Origin of the sequence: Acinetobacter amyesii, assembly GCF_002018365.1 — a bacterium.
GTDB lineage: Bacteria > Pseudomonadota > Gammaproteobacteria > Pseudomonadales > Moraxellaceae > Acinetobacter > Acinetobacter amyesii.
The window spans coordinates 139880-155608 of record NZ_MVKX01000009.1; the positions used below are offsets into that span (position 1 = coordinate 139880).

Here is a 15729-nt window from a genome sequence, read left to right on the forward strand (position 1 = left end):
GCAGAATTTATATAAATGAATATTCAACATCCTGAAAAAGGTTTGACATGATCAGTCTCCCCTTGGTTTACACGATCCTAGCATTAATCGCTTATACCACGTCTTTTTGGTATTTATTCAGCCATTTAATGTCTAAACGTGCGCCGAACCATTGGTTTATTGGTGTTGTACTTGGTTTAGGCATGTTATTGCATGCAGGTGTTTTATATAACGACATGTTGACGCCTATGGGTGTGAACTATGACGTGTTCAACCTGATGTCATTTACTTCAGGTCTCATGCTATTACTCAGTGTGTTATTTAGTACCTATCGACCTGTGCTTGCAATGAACCTGCTGGGCATTCCTGTGGCAGCGACTGGGTTGATTTTAGGCTTCGCATTTAGTCGACAAAATCAATTCATAGAGCAACATTCACTGGGTTTAGACATCCATATTATTTTGTCGCTTTCCGCGTATGCCGTCCTACTGATGGCAACTATTCAAGCGGTCATTTTGCGTTTACAAGACCGTGAACTGAAAAACAAGCAGAAAAAACGTGTATGGGTGAGCCTGCTTCCATCCTTCCAAGCCATGGAATCTTTACTATTTGATTTATTAATTGCTGGTTTTGCACTACTGACCGTGGCGCTTGGGTTTGGTTTCTTCACCATCGATAACTTCTTTGCACAGCATTTGGCGCATAAAACTGCCTTTAGCATCATTTCATGGTTCGTCTATGGTGCCTTGCTCATTGGACACTATCGATTCGGCTGGCGTGGTCAAAAAGCCATTCGCTTTACCATTATTGGGTTCTGTCTATTGGCAGTTGGCTTTATTGGATCTAAGTTTATTTTAGAAATGGTTTTGGGCCGCTAAGTCGACGATGAAACGATTTAATATTTTATAAAGAAGTAAATTTTATCAAGAAGGGAGCTAAGGCTCTCTTTTTATAGCTTGATTATTCACACAGAAATAGCAGGCATAAAAAAAGCGCTATACAGCGCTTTTTTTTCATTACGTCTAAATTATAGAGCAACGATGTTTACAGCATTCGGGCCTTTTTGACCTTGAGCGATGCTGAAAGAAACCTTTTGGCCTTCTTGCAAAGTTTTGAAGCCAGAACCAGTGATTTCGCTGAAGTGAGCAAAAACGTCAGGACCGTTGTCTTGTGCAATAAAACCGAAACCTTTAGTTTCGTTGAACCATTTAACTGTACCAGTAACTGTATTAGACATAATAATACCTATTAATTTGTTGATTTAGCCATTGGATGATGACTGACTATAACTTGGAAAATAATAAAGAATTGAACTTCATTTCTGTAAAAAACGAAGGATTATGACTAACACTGCGATACTTAAAGAAAATTTACGAAACAATACTTTTTTTCTAGTTGCAGCCATCATACATGAAATCTTAAAAGATTCAAGCACAGTATATGTTGTTGATTCCATTAAAAAACAACAGTAAAAGCCATCTTCTTATTATTACTATCCATCTGTATTTACTCATTTTATTGTTTAAGTTTTATGTCAGTCAAGACTTTACGACTTTGGTCCTAATTTCACCAAATAATTACATAAAATCTTGTGATTTCGTATTCCGCGTCACCAGAAGCACAAAACCTAGACATCCCTTTCAAAACCACGTATAACTCCGTTTTTCAATTTTTGGCTGTGTGACCGTGAAACTTGTTCTTGCGCCGATGGAAGGCTTAACCGACCCAATTATGCGAGATGTGTTGACGCATGTGGGGAGTTTTGACTGGTGTGTAACCGAGTTTATCCGCGTCACGGACTCTGTCCTGCCCGACCATATTTATCATAGCTATTGTCCTGAACTGAACAATGCAGGCAAAACTGCAGCAGGAACACCAGTTCATGTACAGTTCTTAGGTAACAATCCGACCATGCTGGCGGCAAATGCTGTACGCGCGGTAGAACTTGGTGCCCCTGCGATTGATATGAACTTTGGTTGCCCTGCAAAAACCGTCAACCGCCACCGTGGTGGTTCAGTTCTGCTGGATGAGCCTGAAGTGGTGTATGAGTTAGTCAAAGCTGTGCGTGATGCTGTTCCGAGTCATATTCCTGTATCAGCAAAAATGCGTTTGGGTTATATGGACCGTAACTTCACTATGGAAAATGCGCATGCCATCGAAGATGCAGGAGCTGCATGGGTTACAGTCCATGCGCGGACCAAAGCCGATGGTTATACCCCGCCTGCCTTTTGGGATCAGTTGCAACCCATTCGTGAAGCATTGAAAATTAACGTGATTGCCAACGGTGAAATTTGGAACAATGCCGATGCCAAACAGTGCCAACTCGAATCGGGTTGTGAAGACCTAATGATTGGTCGTGCTGCAGTCACCACCCCTGACATTACACAGTGTATTCGTCGTAATACCGATGAACCGCTAATTACCTGGCATGAACTGCTTGGCTTACAAATTCGTTTCTTAAATGGTTCGTATAAAAAAGAAATGAATATGGTCGGTCGTTATAAACAATGGCTCGGCATGATGTCAAAGCACTATCCAGAAGCCAAAGCCCTTTGGGATGAAGTAAAACGTGTCAAACCACTCGATGAAATCGTGGAAAAACTCAAAGCCGGTATGTAAGTTTTAAAAACACATATCAAAGCGTAGCCGCAGAGCCTTTGAACACACCTACAGTGTTCAAAGGCTTTGTTGTTTGGCAAACTCTAAAATTGCGTCGATCTCATCTGCCAAAAACTCTTTCGGATGTTCCGAAGTCGGGTTCATCACCAAGCTTGCGCCTTTGGTAATCGCAAATAATTTTTCAGCACTGATCATGACAAATTCTGCGTCTGCACCAACATCCTGTTGAAGCATCGCAAGACTCAGAAAGAATGGAATGGCTTGCTCGCCCTGCTCCGTTTCCATTAATTGAAAATGCAGATGCTGCTCAGCATCACGCTCACCCAAACAATACACTTGGCTAGCTAAAAGTTGCTGATAAAAGTCTTGGTATTGCTCAGGATGATCTAAAGTCGATTCATAAAGATGTTGAAGCGTGTCGTTCATTGTTATTGTCCGTCTATTTTTATCAGTCAGATACTGTTCACAATCCACAGCATACAGGAAGTTTATGAATTATGCCGTTGATTTAAATCTTCAACGTGCTGTCGATTTGTTTTCCATGATTTTTCTAAAATTTCTTTTTCTAAACGCAACTGAATTCGTTTAAGTTTCATTTCAGAGAGCACGGGTTGCTGAAAAGTTTGAACATAGTCCACCCAAGCTGTACCCCGAAAAACATTCGACGGCATCTCTGTTTTAAACACCGCTTCAGGCATAAAAACAATCACAGAATGCATATTGTCTTTATCCAGAATATCGCTCAACACCTGTTCTAACACTTTCATATGTTTATAATTTTGGTGAATTGGATTTTGAAATTTAAAACTTTTTTTATAAATCTTTTGCGTCCATTGTTTTTGTCTCTCGCTCCCAAAAATCCAGCCCTTATAGTTTTTAGTTTCAATCACAAACACACCAAATGGGCTTAAAAGAAGATGATCAATTTGAGTCGTAGCTCCCTCACCATCTGGTAAGGTCAAATCATTTAACAATATATAATGGTCTTTCAAATAAAGTTTGACATGAACGGCGACAGCAAACTCCCCCATTTTCCCCTTTAAATAAGGTTTAAATGCTTTGATTGCACCCACTAGCAGTAACAATGGAATTAACCACCACAACGTCGAAATGAGGGGGGCAAAAATTTGAGAAAGATTCATTGATTTGATTCATTACTTTAAATTACTGATGTTACCCACATAAAAGTAATTTCGCATTTTTAAAATGATTTTTAAGCCTATTCGCCGGAGTCTTACATCTAGGGTTTAAATAAAGGGATTAGCCTTCGGCTGGAGGTACTTTTGTTTCGGCAAAATGAGAAGCGAAGCTTCGCAAGGAAACCATCTTGCAGAGCAATGCTCCTCACCGCAAAACTCGTTCACCACCGTCAAATTATTCAAAGCATCGCAAAAACATTTTTGATTAGGCGGCATCCTGTCTCAAACACTTGCGGATGACGTTAACGCGTATCGTTCTTTCTTTGAAGCGAATTGTGCTTTGATGTTACTGCGTAACATCAATTAAATAAGTATATTTTCTATTTTATTGTAATTTCTCAATTTTTAACAATATTTCTTTATTTTCTAGACCACCTGCAAAACCCACTAATTTTCCATTTGCGCCCACGACACGATGACAGGGTGCAATAATTGAAATTGGATTTTTACCATTGGCTGCACCGACAGCACGTACGGCTTTGACATTGCCGATCTGCTCTGCAATTTGTTTATAGCTGCGAGTTTCTCCAAAAGGAATCGTCAGTAAAGCTTGCCAAACTTGTTGCTGAAATGCGGTACCTTCAAAGTCTAGCGGCAAGTCAAATTGCTGTCTTTTACCCGTAAAATATTCATTTAATTGCTGTGCAGTTTTGAGCAAAATCGGGTGTTTCAGATCTTCAACCAAAGCCGCCAATCGCACACGATTTGGATTTTCATTTTCCCAAAGGACAGCCACCAATGCGGTTTCATGTGCAACAAGTTTTAATTGTCCAACGGGTGAATCTAAAAACTGATAAGAAAGTTGCATGAGATACTCCAAGCTCAAAAGCGCAGCACTTCATTATTCAGGAGGACGATAATTTCATCAAGACCAGTCCTGAAATAATCAGTACCGCAGCTAGCATGCGCATGGCATTTGCGGGCTCACCCAATACAACGATGCCGAGGATAAATGATCCCACTGCACCAATCCCTGTCCACACCGTATAGGCTGTACCCAGCGGTAAGGATTTCATTGCATAAGACAATAAAGCGAAACTTGCGATCATGAAAACGATGGTCAAAATACTTGGCGTCAGTTTGCTAAAGCCTTCAGAGACTTTCATACAATACGCCCAAACCACCTCAAGCAATCCCGCTACAATTAATAAAACCCAAGCCATATTTTTACCCATAAAAAAAGCACAGAGGTCAATGACCGCTATGCTTTAGAACATATTAACTTGAAGATAATTTCATCAAGATTAGACCAGAAATGATCAGTACCGCGGCTAACATCCGCATAGCAGTTGCAGGCTCACCGAGTATAAAAATACCCACGAGGAAAGAGCCAATCGCGCCGATTCCTGTCCAAATGGTATAAGCCGTTCCTAAAGGCAACGTTTTCATGGCATAGGCCAATAAACCAAAGCTCAGGATCATAAAAAATAAAGTGACTAAACTTGGGCCAAGTTTTGTAAAGCCTTCTGAGAGCTTCATCGAATAGGCCCAAACGATTTCAAAAATACCAGCGAATACCAAAACAACCCAGGCCATGATGCCTTCCTCCATATTAGTAGAGTCAGGTCGTCCTGACGATTTTTCTTACTGGCTTTGATCAAAGATGTAAGGGAGGTCGTTCCTCCGAATATTGTCTCAGTATAGCAAATATGCTGAATTTTAGTGCAGTCTTTACATTTTTTGACCAAATTCAGGGCGTTATTCAGTTAAGGAAAAAACTTGCGCAGATGATTTGCGCCAAAACATAGCATGTCTGTTCAAAGGATAGATTCAGAGATAAAAAAAGGCATCACCAAAACCTGTTGATGATGCCCTCTTTATTTGGTCTATTCGCCTCTTAGAACTTCAGACGAAGACCTGCGCCATACCACCATTGCTTTTCACTTCCAGTCTCAGCTTGCCATGCCGTATGCTGATTTCCTTTTTCATAGCTGTAAGCAACATCGATAAATGGCATCAGCTTTTTATTGATTTCATAGCGTGTTTCTAGCCCTAGCCATACAGAACTGAGTCCTGTTTTTTGTGCATAGGCAGAGTCATCACTCAGCACTACATCTAGGTTTAGATACGGTTTTAAAATCAATTTTTGCGTCAGCAGCAAATCACGTTCGGTTTCCAAAGAAAAACTCACCTGTTTATCTGCACCAAGATATAAATAAGCATCGGTTTCAAAGAAATAAGGTGCCAGACCATGCAGACCCACCGCAGCATCTAACTGTTCTTTGTCCGTCACTTGGTGTTCATCGACACGATAACGTGCACCAATTTGCGCATCCCAAAAGTCGGAGATCATACGGCTATACATCACTTGAGTCGCATAATCAGCGTCTTGAGATTCTGCTTTATCGGCATGTAGTTTGATAAAGAGCTTATTTTCATCAGTCCCGATTCGACTCTCAATTTCGGTCTTTAAATGTCCTCGGCCATCGGCATTATTGAGCCATCGACTGTCGATCTCGGTCGCTTGATAAATCTGTCCACCATGTTCACGCTTATGATCAACAGGATGCTGCGCAGAAGCAGCACGTGACGCAATAGATGATGCATTTGCATGTTCTGCATTTTCTGCATGTTCTGCATGTTCTGCATGTTCTGCATGTTCTGCATGTTCTGCATGTTCTGCATGTTCTGCATGTTCTGCATGTTCTGCATGTTCTGCAGGATGCTCCATCTGGCTCGATTTAATCGCTGTTTTCATTTCTTGATGCGACGAATCATGTGAGGAATGCGGCTCATGTTGAGCTGACATCGGCATGCTGTGATGTGCATCTTGCGCCATGGTCACTTGAGTGACCGATGCCAAAGCTAAACTCAGTACCGTATACGTGCATGGTTTAATGATGCGCATGAGACACCTCCTTTTGCGGTACAGATGCCGTTTTCGTATTCTCTGCGACATTTGCGACCACAAGTTTATTCATCATCCCTGCGGACATGTGATACAGCAAGTGACAATGAATCGCCCATTCCCCTAATTCATTGGCCGTTAACAGAGCCGTCACTGTTTTCCCCGGCGGCACAATCACCGTATGTTTATTTGGCATTTCAGAAGACACTTGCCCATTTTCCAATTGCATGAACATGCCATGTAAATGCATCGGATGCGCCATCATGCTGTCATTGACAAATTTCAGTCGAATTCGCTCACCATATTTCACCCGCAGTGGTTCGGCTTCACTGAATTTTTTTCCATTCATGGTCCACATATAGCGTTCCATTGTTCCACCCAAATGAATAACCAAATCTTGCGTCGGTTCACGTGTATCAGGCTGCGGAGTTAACGCTTTTAAATCACTATATTGCAGTGCCTTATCACCGACAGGTGTTGAAGCATTGGCCCAGCCCATAACCGTTGCTGAATTTTCAACTGCCTGCATCTCACCTTTAGACTGTGCATGCTCCATCGCTGTATGCGTATCATGTTTCATGGATGAATCCATTGAAGAGTGCTTCATTGATGAATGATCCATCACACTATGATTCATATTGGCATGCGCTGAATCAGACATGTTCTGTTTATGCATCTCTGGATGCTGCAAAGCAGTCTGTGCAGTCACTAGGGAATGGTCCATGTCATGCCCCATTGCAGCATGATCATGTACTTGATTCGGCTGAATATTTGACGAATTGACAGTATGCGCGCTGTGCTCATGAGCATTCGCTTGCTGGATTGCTGAAGTTTGGGTTGAACCTGTAGCTGTATGTCCCATGTTGCTATGGTCCATACCTGACATTGAACCATGGCCCATATCTTCCATGGTCAGCAAAGCGCGTGGCCGAGCTTTTGACATGTGAATGCCTGAGTGCTGAGGCTGCGTTTCATCATGTAAAGTGCCAATCGCAAATCCTGTGCGATCAATCGATTCAGCTTCAATTTGATAATGCGCAGACTTAGGCTCTACGATTACATCATAGGTTTCTGCAGCACCAATGCGGAATTCATCCACAGCGACCGGTTTGACCGCTTGACCGTCTGCACTGACCACCGTCATTTTGAGCTGAGGAATGCGCACATCAAAAAACGACATGGCCGCAGCATTTACAAAACGAAGTCTGACTTTTTCATTGGGCTTAAACATCCCCGTCCAGTTCTGCTGTGGTGTTTTGCCATTCACTAAAAACGTATAACCCGTGACATCAGACAAATCCGTTTTCAGCATACGCATCTGATTCCACATCGAACGATCTTGCCAAGTATTTTTTAAACCTGTTCGTTGAATTTGCGTCCATACATCTGAAACCGTTTCACGCTGATTTTGATAGTATTCGGCAGACTTTTTCATATTTGCCATGATCTGCGCGCTAGATGATTCATGAAAATCCGACAGCATGACCACATAATCACGTTGCGTCTGTTCATGTGCTGCAAGTGCTTGTTTGCCTTTCGGATAAATTACCAAAGCGCCATACAATCCGTCTTGTTCTTGACCTTTGGAATGCGCGTGATACCAATAGGTTCCGCTTTGACGGACCTTAAATTTATAAGTAAAGCTACCATCGGGCTGAATTTCATTGAAACCATTAAAGCCGGGTACACCATCCATTAAACCGGGCAGCAATAGACCATGCCAATGCACCGAGGTATTTTGTTTTTTGAGCTGATTATGTACATGGATGACCGCATCATCGCCTTCTTCAAACTCCAGTAAAGGCGCTGGAAACTGACCATTGACACTGATTTTTTTGACCCCTTTACCTGTCAAATTGATGGTCTTTTCATCAATATTCAGATGATATTCTTTAATGGCTGCAAACACCCACGTTGGTGACAGCAGACACACCCCGAGCACGAGGCATGATTTAGATAAATTAGACATGACTTAACCTTTATAAAATAACGAAAAAACGTATTTAAAACTCAGGTTAAGCTTGCGGAGGTCTTAGAATTTCTTGCCAAAAGCCTTTTAAATGCTGTCCAGCAAAAATGAAACGAGGGGGTTCTGCATAGTGATGCACATGGAAGGTCTGCAATGCGACCAAGGCGCTATCGACATAAGAGGTACTGATTTGGCAATGTGCGAGTGTACAGTCCTGACAGTCTGTACTTTGTGTCGTTGAATGATACGCCTGACCATCTTGCAGTGCAGATGTCGCATCTAAAGATTGATGACAATCCATCATTGAAAAGACTTCGGGTGTCGTCTGCTTGCCATGATGTGCTGCATGCTCAGGAACAGCTTGCCGCTGATTTTGATGGCAATTTGTTGCCATATTTGAATGTGAAGGATCAGTATGTGCTGCATGAACTGATGCCTGATGGGCATTCGCAGTCATCATTTGTTGATGTTGAAAATTTTGCTGTGCACTGACCACACTGCTCCATCCCATGACAAACGCCATGAGCCAAGCAAAGCCAAGATGCTTACGCAAAAAATTGAACAATTTAGTATCCTAATTCAACCCAATGATGCACTATGGCAACACGTTCCTAATAATACATCGCTAGAAGCATCACGCCGCATGAAACACCATGATGATATTATTTACAATTCAAATGCAATTACATGACATTCGTATCAACATGACATGCAGCTCGACCTATTTATCCATCATGAACGATACTTTCAGAAATATCTAAAAGCACTATCCAGTGCGATCGATGATGTGTTTTGCCAGTCGCAGCTTATCTCAATAGTTGCTAACAGCATAATTAATTGTGCAGTTATTCACAACAGTTTTAAATTTATTGCACTGTCATAAAAATCAGCGCTTAACGTCCTGTTAAAACATAAAAGTTATTTTTTAAACTGATTAATTATTTACCACAGATTAATAAACATACAGTATTTCAAACACTTTTCCCCATAAAAAAAGGACTCAATTGAGTCCTTTTTATACTTAATACGTCTAATTATTAAACCATTGATGCACAATCGTTTATAATTTATTCAAGTTATCCATATAGTTATCTACATAGATATCCATACGGTTATCCATATAGTTATCCACAAGCGAGGAATAACTTATACCCAAAGGCTTAAGCCTCTTGAGCATACACTTTTGCCAACTCAGAACGCATGTCATCAATCACAGCTTTATAATCAGGCTTACCAAAAATCGCTGAACCTGCAACAAACATGTCTGCACCGGCTTCAGCAATATCACGGATATTGGCTGGAGTAACACCACCATCCACTTCTAAGCGAATATCACGACCTGAAGCATCAATAATTTTTCGGGCTTGACGCAGCTTTTCCAAAGTCATTGGAATGAACTTTTGACCGCCAAAACCTGGGTTCACACTCATCAACAATACTTGGTCAACTTTATCTAAAACATAGTCTAAATAATGCAAAGGTGTCGCAGGGTTAAATACCAAGCCCGCTTGCGCACCGCCAGATTTGATTAACTGTAAAGAGCGGTCAATATGGTCAGTCGCTTCTGGGTGGAAAGTGATGATATCTGCGCCAGCTTCCAAGAAATCACCAATCATACGGTCTACCGGTGAAACCATTAGATGCACATCAATTGGCGCTTTAATGCCGTATTTTTTCAATGCCTTACAAACGCCCGCACCAAAAGTTAAGTTCGGTACATAATGATTATCCATGACATCGAAATGAACAACATCTGCACCTGCTTCTAGAACATTTTCAACTTCTTCACCTAAGCGCGCAAAGTCTGCTGACAAAATTGAAGGTGCGATTAAGAATGGCTTGGACATGAAAAACCTAGCTTTGAAAAGGGAGTGATTGACGCATTATAGCAAATTGTCCCCCTATTCGCTGCCCATGCCCTTAGTCGTTTTTTCGATGCCGATGATTGAGATAGCTGGGATGGAGAAGTTTATGGATAAATATGGATAAAAATTTTAGTAATAGAAACACAGCGTTGCATTTTTAGACTTAACGGGCATCTATGTACTTTGCTAAGTTAAAGGACTGACGACTTAACAATAAAATTGCATCTATGAAAAGTTCAACACACATCACCACCGCCCAAGCAGCACGTGTTGCTAAGCGCTTAGTCAATCATTGGAAACATAAATTTGAAGTCAATGAACAGATCATTGGAGAAAATACTGCATTCAAGATTCAACTACCCTCCGCAGAGGTCAGCCTTCTACCACAAGCTGCATTTTTAGATGTGGTGATTTCAGCCCAAGATCCAAGTGCAAATCTAGATCAATTGGAACATGTGGTTTTAGATCATTTAATCCGCATGGGACAAGAAGAACTCAGTGCAACATGGCAACGCGAACCGTAGTCTACGTCGCCATATTATCAAAGCCTTTCACTCAATGCTGATGTGATTGATAATTTCTAACTGCATCAATACGGGCTTTCGTCGCTGGATGTGACTCAAAGAAGTCTGTCCAAGATCTCTGATCTTTGGCAGTTTCATCCTTTGCACCTTTCTCTTTTGCTGCTTCACCATCAGCTTCATCTTCCATACGTTGTAAGAAATTTGCAAAATGTGCCGTTGGAATTTGATGTTTTGAAAGTTGTTTTAAGGCATATAAATCTGCTTCAGATTCAAAGTCTCGTGAGTAACTCGCACCCACCGCAGCCACTGGCAAACTGGTAAGAATGTCTGAGCCATCCCCCGTAATCATCAACAAAATAATACTGATGCCTAGACCTGACAAACTTTGCTGCAAGCTATGGCGTTGAACTAAATGCCCCTGCTCATGTGCAAGCACACCTATGAGCTCATAATCATTTTTCGCTAATTTAACCAACTCATCTGTCACGATAATGGTGTTATTGGGTATCGCCAATGCATTTGCACCGATGCTGCCACCACCACGGAATAACAACTTCGCAGGTCGATTTTCAGCCACCAATTGTTGATATTCTTGTTTCAACTTATCTTGGCGAGCTTGTGGCAATTTTGTGGGTTCAGTCATATCGATAATATATTTTTCCGCCTGATCCCCCCAACTCTTTAAAGCTGTCTCAGGCAGTTGATTGGCCACCACATGCGACGCTGCTGGTATGCCCCATTTAATCAATACAAAAGCAAAAGCCACCACGAAAATCACACTAAAAATGATTAGAGAAGGTGACCGTTCTAACTTCCAAATCGAATGCCAACGCGACTTTACGTCGAGATTAAACCACTCTGGCAAAGGTTGATGAAACTCTAAACGAGCATCATCCTTTAACTCAATCACTGGCTGAATATCACCTAAAGCACCGATCAGCGTCATATCTTGATAGGTGTAATGCTGCGTTTGTTCTAGGTCTTGACCATAACGCACAATCACAGCATGTTCCCCATCTGCACTGATTTGAGCAACAAAGGGTTTTGACACTTTCCCATCATAATAGGTTGCATTCACTACTGAGGTTTTCATGTAATTCACCTGCGTTATAAGGAAATATCTAGGTCAAAAATATCGGATAATTCTTCAGCAATCGCATTGTGATCTTGCTGCATTTGATTTTGTAATTGGTCTGGATCATCGACCAACATTAAGTGCAAAGACTCAGTCTGATATTTATATAGTCGTACAACTGCCCATGGTGTCAGTAAACCGAGGCTGATCACTTTAGCCAACCAATTGCTCAAGACAATCCATGCATAACGCCATTGATTACAGTCCGTATGAAACTGGCTGCGGCTCAACGTGGTGTTATTCCAAGTGGTGATAAAAATACGTGCAGCTGTGAGTGGCCAAATAAACATGTAGCCAATCAAATACATCCCAAAAATAATGAAGACGTAAGATGCGTCATTTAAACCATCTGAACTACCAAACAATATCGCAAAGATCACCGCCAGCAATGCACCAAAGCCCATAAACAGAAATAAAGGCACATACATGGCGCGCATATAATCGCCCCACGTATTATTCAGATTAAATTTCAACTGCCCCAGATACAAATGATTCAGACATTCACGTTTATATAGCCAGACCGCAACTGGTGTAAACAAACCAAGGGTAAAGACAACCACCGCAAGACATTTAACAAAGCACCAATATGCGCTTTTATTTGTCCCAGAAAAAAAGAATCGGCTATTACTAAACTTACTGTTACGAGCGCGGAAACGAATCGTAGATCGAATGAGCCAAGGAACCGCAAAGAAAATCAGGACAAAGCCCGCTAAGAAAGCTTCCCAAGAATATTTTGCGGCAAAAGAGAAACCACCATAGACCACTAACGCAATGATTCGTCCAACTAAAATTTTTGTAGGTAAACCTGTAAAGTCAAAACGACGCTGAAACACCCAAGTATTACCGTAAAAATAACGTAAACGGCGGACCTTTGCCCAAGGCGCATAAAGTCCAAGCGTGACAATCGTCAGTAAGATATTCACAATCCAAATACCGAAATATTCAGACGCATTACCTTTAAACCTAAAATGATAATTTCGTCCCAAAACATCAGCCTGTTCTGTCTCACCAAATAGACCCGGTGGATTCATCACGGGCAGCTCTGGCGGAAGCGGCGTTTCTATTTGTGAATTTTGCATAAGTACCCTAAATTATTTTTTTTGGTATGTCGAATTTATTCATTTGCATGGCAATGCTCATCACCATGCTTTATTTATACGTATATTAAAGCAAGCTATGCCTCAATATTTTTAACCACTGGCTTTAGAATTAATGAACCGCTGTTTGCAATTGGACAGCGTGAAATTGCAAATGATCGTCCATAAAACTTTGAATAAAATAATAACCATGATCATAGCCTGCATGTTCACGCAGTTCGAGTGGCTGCCCAACTTGCTCACACGCTTGCTGAAACAACATCGGATTTAACTGGCTATAAAATTGATCATCAATGCCTTGGTCAATCAAAATGGCTTTAAACAAAGCCCCTTTGGTTTGCACTAAAGCTGTAGCATCATGCGAAAGCCACTGCTGACGGTCTGAACCTAGATATTGACTAAAGGCTTTTTCGCCCCATGGACACTGACTCGGCGCACAAATCGGTGCAAAAGCAGAAACCGATTTAAACAGGTCCGGATGCTTCAACGCTAAAGTTAATGCACCATGACCGCCCATACTATGTCCGAATATGCCAATCGCACCTTTTTGTACCGGAAATTCTGCCTGTACCAGCGAATACAATTCTTCAGTAAGAAAACGTTCCATTTGATAATGCTCGGCCCACGGTTGTTCCGTTGCATTAATATAAAAGCCTGCGCCTTGCCCAATATCCCAATGATCGCCTTGCGCTACCTGTTCCCCACGTGGAGAAGTATCAGGGCTGATTAAAATCAGGCCAAGCTGCGCAGCTAAACGCTGAGCATGCGCTTTAATGGCAAAGGTTTCTTCAGTACAGGTTAATCCCGCCAAATAAAACAATGCAGGACACGCTTGGCCTTGTAAGGCTACTTCTGGCAGAAAAATACCAAACTTTGTCGCGGTCTTTAGACTTGAAGAATCCAATTGATAAATGCGCTGCTCACCCGCAAAACAAGTATTTCGTTGTACTAATTCCATGATCTTTATCCTAAACTTTTTTAATCTTTTAAGGCGTAACCGTCGTAGCCGGTGCAGTAGTTGTCGGCGGGAACAATCGTTGTTCTAATTGAGGCAACATTAATGCCATGTTTTTCCCCATCGACCACTGTGGCTCAGAAGGTTCGAAACCTTGCGCTGCTTCCCATTTCGCTACAGTCGCTTTGGTTTCATTAAATGCCGCTTGAATACTGGTCTGCTCACGCATTGCCTGATCAAAGAACGCACGGCCAAAATAGGTGTATTCAGCTTCATTCGAACAGCCAAAAGACTGACGATCAGCTGCTGAGGCAGTAATGATTAAAGTATTATCATTTTGTAGTGCTGGAATAAAACTGCCTGAATAACATGAAGAAATGACAATCACACGCCAACGAATTCCGGATGCATCCAAGGCTTCTTTTAACCATTTAGGATCGACTTGCACCAAATCTAAAGGTGCATTTTCCATCTCAAATACATTCGGTAAACCATGTGAAGTCATATATAAAAATAAGACATCACTTTCTCGGTTCATTTGCTGACCAATACGACGCAGCGCCAACTCCATACTGGTTTTAGATGCCAGCGGAATTTCAGTGCGCGTTGCAGGGTTATTGATAAGCTCAACCGAACGCCCATAGGTGCCAAAACGTGTATCAAACTGTTCTTTAATCCGTTCAATTTCCAGTTTAAAGACATCTTGATAACTCGCACCCGCCACCCCTAAGAAGTACCAATGGGATTGGGCAAACTCACCATATTCCACTGCGTCTAAAGACTTATTGAGCAAACGGCTTTGTGCATAGAAGGCATCTTCAGCAAAGCTTGGTGGAACTTCTTCCACTTTCCAAATCGGCTGATCTTTGACTGAGACTTGCCACACGACCAAAGTAAATAGCGTCGCACCCATAATCAGTGCTCGCTCCCACCATGGCCATTTCAGCTCACGTGAAAAAACCCAAACGACAGCCAAACTTTGCCAAACAAATAGAATAATGAATAACGTTGGAATGTAGTCGTACAAGAAGTATGGAAGAAAATCGAGATCTCCCATATATTGAATCAAACATTGAAACAACATGATGTGCGTATCAAGCACCAACCAGAGCAATGCTGGGACCAACATTAGCCGTGGATTATTCACACGTTGTGACAGGAAAATCCCCACGATTAAAGCAATAAATGGCCACAATGCGTAGCTAATGAGACCTTGGGCATTAAATTCGCCAATACGCCCCGTGCTGAGCCAACTAAATAAACTGTTGGCACAGCCACCTAAAATCCCCCAAAACACCAATTGTAAAATCGATGGTCGAACGATTTGTAAAGAACGACGAGACCCCAAAAATAACCACATCCCCGCAGTTTGGTTGCTTTTAAAATCATGCCAAAAATTGATGGAGGGTTTGAAATCAATCATAGAGTTCTGATGGTGGCCTTGGCTCGCTTAATTGCACAAATAATTTTATGCCTGATGTCGTTTTTAGCAATGCTATTTTTTAACTATATAACAAATCTTTGAACAATATTGAAGCA

Annotated in this window: 17 protein-coding genes; 3 read left to right on the forward strand and 14 right to left on the reverse strand. The window is 41.6% G+C overall.

Annotation, left to right across the window (positions count from 1 at the left end; genetic code table 11):
* The first annotated feature begins 47 nt into the window (after positions 1 to 47).
* Positions 48 to 857 (forward strand): cytochrome C assembly family protein, encoded by an 810-nt coding sequence (locus B1202_RS13680; protein ID WP_078191164.1) that lies wholly within the window; start codon positions 48 to 50, stop codon positions 855 to 857.
* 149 nt (positions 858 to 1006) lie between these two features.
* Here the strand turns inward: B1202_RS13680 and B1202_RS13685 are convergent, their stop codons facing one another.
* Positions 1007 to 1216: a cold-shock protein gene (locus B1202_RS13685; protein ID WP_067761877.1), complete on the reverse strand. Its 210-nt coding sequence runs from the start codon at positions 1214 to 1216 to the stop codon at positions 1007 to 1009.
* A 449-nt stretch (positions 1217 to 1665) separates the two neighbouring features.
* Between B1202_RS13685 and B1202_RS13690 the strand changes: the two genes are divergently transcribed.
* Complete coding sequence (locus tag B1202_RS13690; RefSeq protein ID WP_213033262.1) at positions 1666 to 2598, forward strand: tRNA dihydrouridine synthase; 933 nt, start codon at positions 1666 to 1668, stop codon at positions 2596 to 2598.
* A 57-nt stretch (positions 2599 to 2655) separates the two neighbouring features.
* Here the strand turns inward: B1202_RS13690 and B1202_RS13695 are convergent, their stop codons facing one another.
* From B1202_RS13695 to rpe, 9 genes are all read right to left on the reverse strand, one after another.
* Positions 2656 to 3024 carry an SseB family protein gene (locus tag B1202_RS13695; protein WP_078191165.1) on the reverse strand — a complete coding sequence of 123 codons (369 nt, stop codon included), beginning with the start codon at positions 3022 to 3024 and terminating at the stop codon, positions 2656 to 2658.
* A gap of 62 nt (positions 3025 to 3086) precedes the next feature.
* The gene (locus B1202_RS13700) at positions 3087 to 3740 is read right to left on the reverse strand and encodes a nuclease-related domain-containing protein (protein ID WP_078191166.1); all 654 of its coding nucleotides are present in this window, start codon (positions 3738 to 3740) and stop codon (positions 3087 to 3089) included.
* 382 nt (positions 3741 to 4122) lie between these two features.
* On the reverse strand, positions 4123 to 4605 hold the full coding sequence (locus B1202_RS13705; protein WP_078191167.1) for a methylated-DNA--[protein]-cysteine S-methyltransferase: 483 nt from the start codon (positions 4603 to 4605) through the stop codon (positions 4123 to 4125).
* Between the two features lie 37 nt (positions 4606 to 4642).
* Entirely contained in the window at positions 4643 to 4960 is a 318-nt protein-coding gene (sugE, locus tag B1202_RS13710; protein ID WP_078191206.1) for a quaternary ammonium compound efflux SMR transporter SugE, read from the reverse strand.
* Between the two features lie 55 nt (positions 4961 to 5015).
* A complete protein-coding gene (locus B1202_RS13715; protein ID WP_078191168.1) occupies positions 5016 to 5333 on the reverse strand; it encodes a DMT family transporter in 318 nt (105 codons plus the stop codon).
* Positions 5334 to 5634: 301 nt separating this feature from the next.
* A complete protein-coding gene (locus B1202_RS13720; RefSeq protein ID WP_078191169.1) occupies positions 5635 to 6645 on the reverse strand; it encodes a copper resistance protein B in 1011 nt (336 codons plus the stop codon).
* Positions 6632 to 8614 carry a multicopper oxidase domain-containing protein gene (locus tag B1202_RS13725; protein ID WP_078191170.1) on the reverse strand — a complete coding sequence of 661 codons (1983 nt, stop codon included), beginning with the start codon at positions 8612 to 8614 and terminating at the stop codon, positions 6632 to 6634. Before B1202_RS13725 ends, B1202_RS13720 begins: the two co-directional genes overlap by 14 nt.
* A 46-nt stretch (positions 8615 to 8660) precedes the next feature.
* On the reverse strand, positions 8661 to 9179 hold the full coding sequence (locus B1202_RS13730) for a hypothetical protein (RefSeq protein WP_143221617.1): 519 nt from the start codon (positions 9177 to 9179) through the stop codon (positions 8661 to 8663).
* Positions 9180 to 9774: 595 nt separating this feature from the next.
* Entirely contained in the window at positions 9775 to 10461 is a 687-nt protein-coding gene (gene rpe, locus B1202_RS13735) for a ribulose-phosphate 3-epimerase (RefSeq protein WP_078191172.1), read from the reverse strand.
* A 245-nt stretch (positions 10462 to 10706) separates the two neighbouring features.
* Between rpe and B1202_RS13740 the strand changes: the two genes are divergently transcribed.
* Positions 10707 to 11003: a DUF2218 domain-containing protein gene (locus B1202_RS13740; protein WP_078191173.1), complete on the forward strand. Its 297-nt coding sequence runs from the start codon at positions 10707 to 10709 to the stop codon at positions 11001 to 11003.
* 31 nt (positions 11004 to 11034) lie between these two features.
* On the opposite strand, the gene B1202_RS13745 is transcribed toward B1202_RS13740, so the two are convergent.
* The 4 genes from B1202_RS13745 to B1202_RS13760 form a co-directional block, all read right to left on the reverse strand.
* Entirely contained in the window at positions 11035 to 12096 is a 1062-nt protein-coding gene (locus B1202_RS13745) for a M48 family metallopeptidase (RefSeq protein WP_078191174.1), read from the reverse strand.
* Positions 12097 to 12110: 14 nt separating this feature from the next.
* A complete protein-coding gene (locus B1202_RS13750; protein WP_078191175.1) occupies positions 12111 to 13217 on the reverse strand; it encodes a YjgN family protein in 1107 nt (368 codons plus the stop codon).
* 130 nt (positions 13218 to 13347) lie between these two features.
* A complete protein-coding gene (fghA, locus tag B1202_RS13755) occupies positions 13348 to 14193 on the reverse strand; it encodes an S-formylglutathione hydrolase (RefSeq protein WP_078191176.1) in 846 nt (281 codons plus the stop codon).
* 28 nt (positions 14194 to 14221) lie between these two features.
* The gene (locus tag B1202_RS13760) at positions 14222 to 15613 is read right to left on the reverse strand and encodes a C13 family peptidase (RefSeq protein WP_078191177.1); all 1392 of its coding nucleotides are present in this window, start codon (positions 15611 to 15613) and stop codon (positions 14222 to 14224) included.
* Positions 15614 to 15729: the final 116 nt, after the last annotated feature.

Excerpts from the sequence above, each read along its gene's own strand:
- B1202_RS13680 (WP_078191164.1), top strand. The coding sequence starts at position 48 with ATGATCAGTCTCCCCTTGGTTTACACGATCCTAGCATTAATCGCTTAT.
- B1202_RS13685 (WP_067761877.1), bottom strand. The coding sequence starts at position 1,216 with ATGTCTAATACAGTTACTGGTACAGTTAAATGGTTCAACGAAACTAAA.
- B1202_RS13695 (WP_078191165.1), bottom strand. The coding sequence starts at position 3,024 with ATGAACGACACGCTTCAACATCTTTATGAATCGACTTTAGATCATCCT.
- B1202_RS13700 (WP_078191166.1), bottom strand. The coding sequence starts at position 3,740 with ATGAATCTTTCTCAAATTTTTGCCCCCCTCATTTCGACGTTGTGGTGG.
- B1202_RS13705 (WP_078191167.1), bottom strand. The coding sequence starts at position 4,605 with ATGCAACTTTCTTATCAGTTTTTAGATTCACCCGTTGGACAATTAAAA.
- sugE (WP_078191206.1), bottom strand. The coding sequence starts at position 4,960 with ATGGCTTGGGTTTTATTAATTGTAGCGGGATTGCTTGAGGTGGTTTGG.
- B1202_RS13715 (WP_078191168.1), bottom strand. The coding sequence starts at position 5,333 with ATGGCCTGGGTTGTTTTGGTATTCGCTGGTATTTTTGAAATCGTTTGG.
- B1202_RS13720 (WP_078191169.1), bottom strand. The coding sequence starts at position 6,645 with ATGCGCATCATTAAACCATGCACGTATACGGTACTGAGTTTAGCTTTG.
- B1202_RS13725 (WP_078191170.1), bottom strand. The coding sequence starts at position 8,614 with ATGTCTAATTTATCTAAATCATGCCTCGTGCTCGGGGTGTGTCTGCTG.
- rpe (WP_078191172.1), bottom strand. The coding sequence starts at position 10,461 with ATGTCCAAGCCATTCTTAATCGCACCTTCAATTTTGTCAGCAGACTTT.
- B1202_RS13740 (WP_078191173.1), top strand. The coding sequence starts at position 10,707 with ATGAAAAGTTCAACACACATCACCACCGCCCAAGCAGCACGTGTTGCT.
- B1202_RS13745 (WP_078191174.1), bottom strand. The coding sequence starts at position 12,096 with ATGAAAACCTCAGTAGTGAATGCAACCTATTATGATGGGAAAGTGTCA.
- B1202_RS13750 (WP_078191175.1), bottom strand. The coding sequence starts at position 13,217 with ATGCAAAATTCACAAATAGAAACGCCGCTTCCGCCAGAGCTGCCCGTG.
- fghA (WP_078191176.1), bottom strand. The coding sequence starts at position 14,193 with ATGGAATTAGTACAACGAAATACTTGTTTTGCGGGTGAGCAGCGCATT.
- B1202_RS13760 (WP_078191177.1), bottom strand. The coding sequence starts at position 15,613 with ATGATTGATTTCAAACCCTCCATCAATTTTTGGCATGATTTTAAAAGC.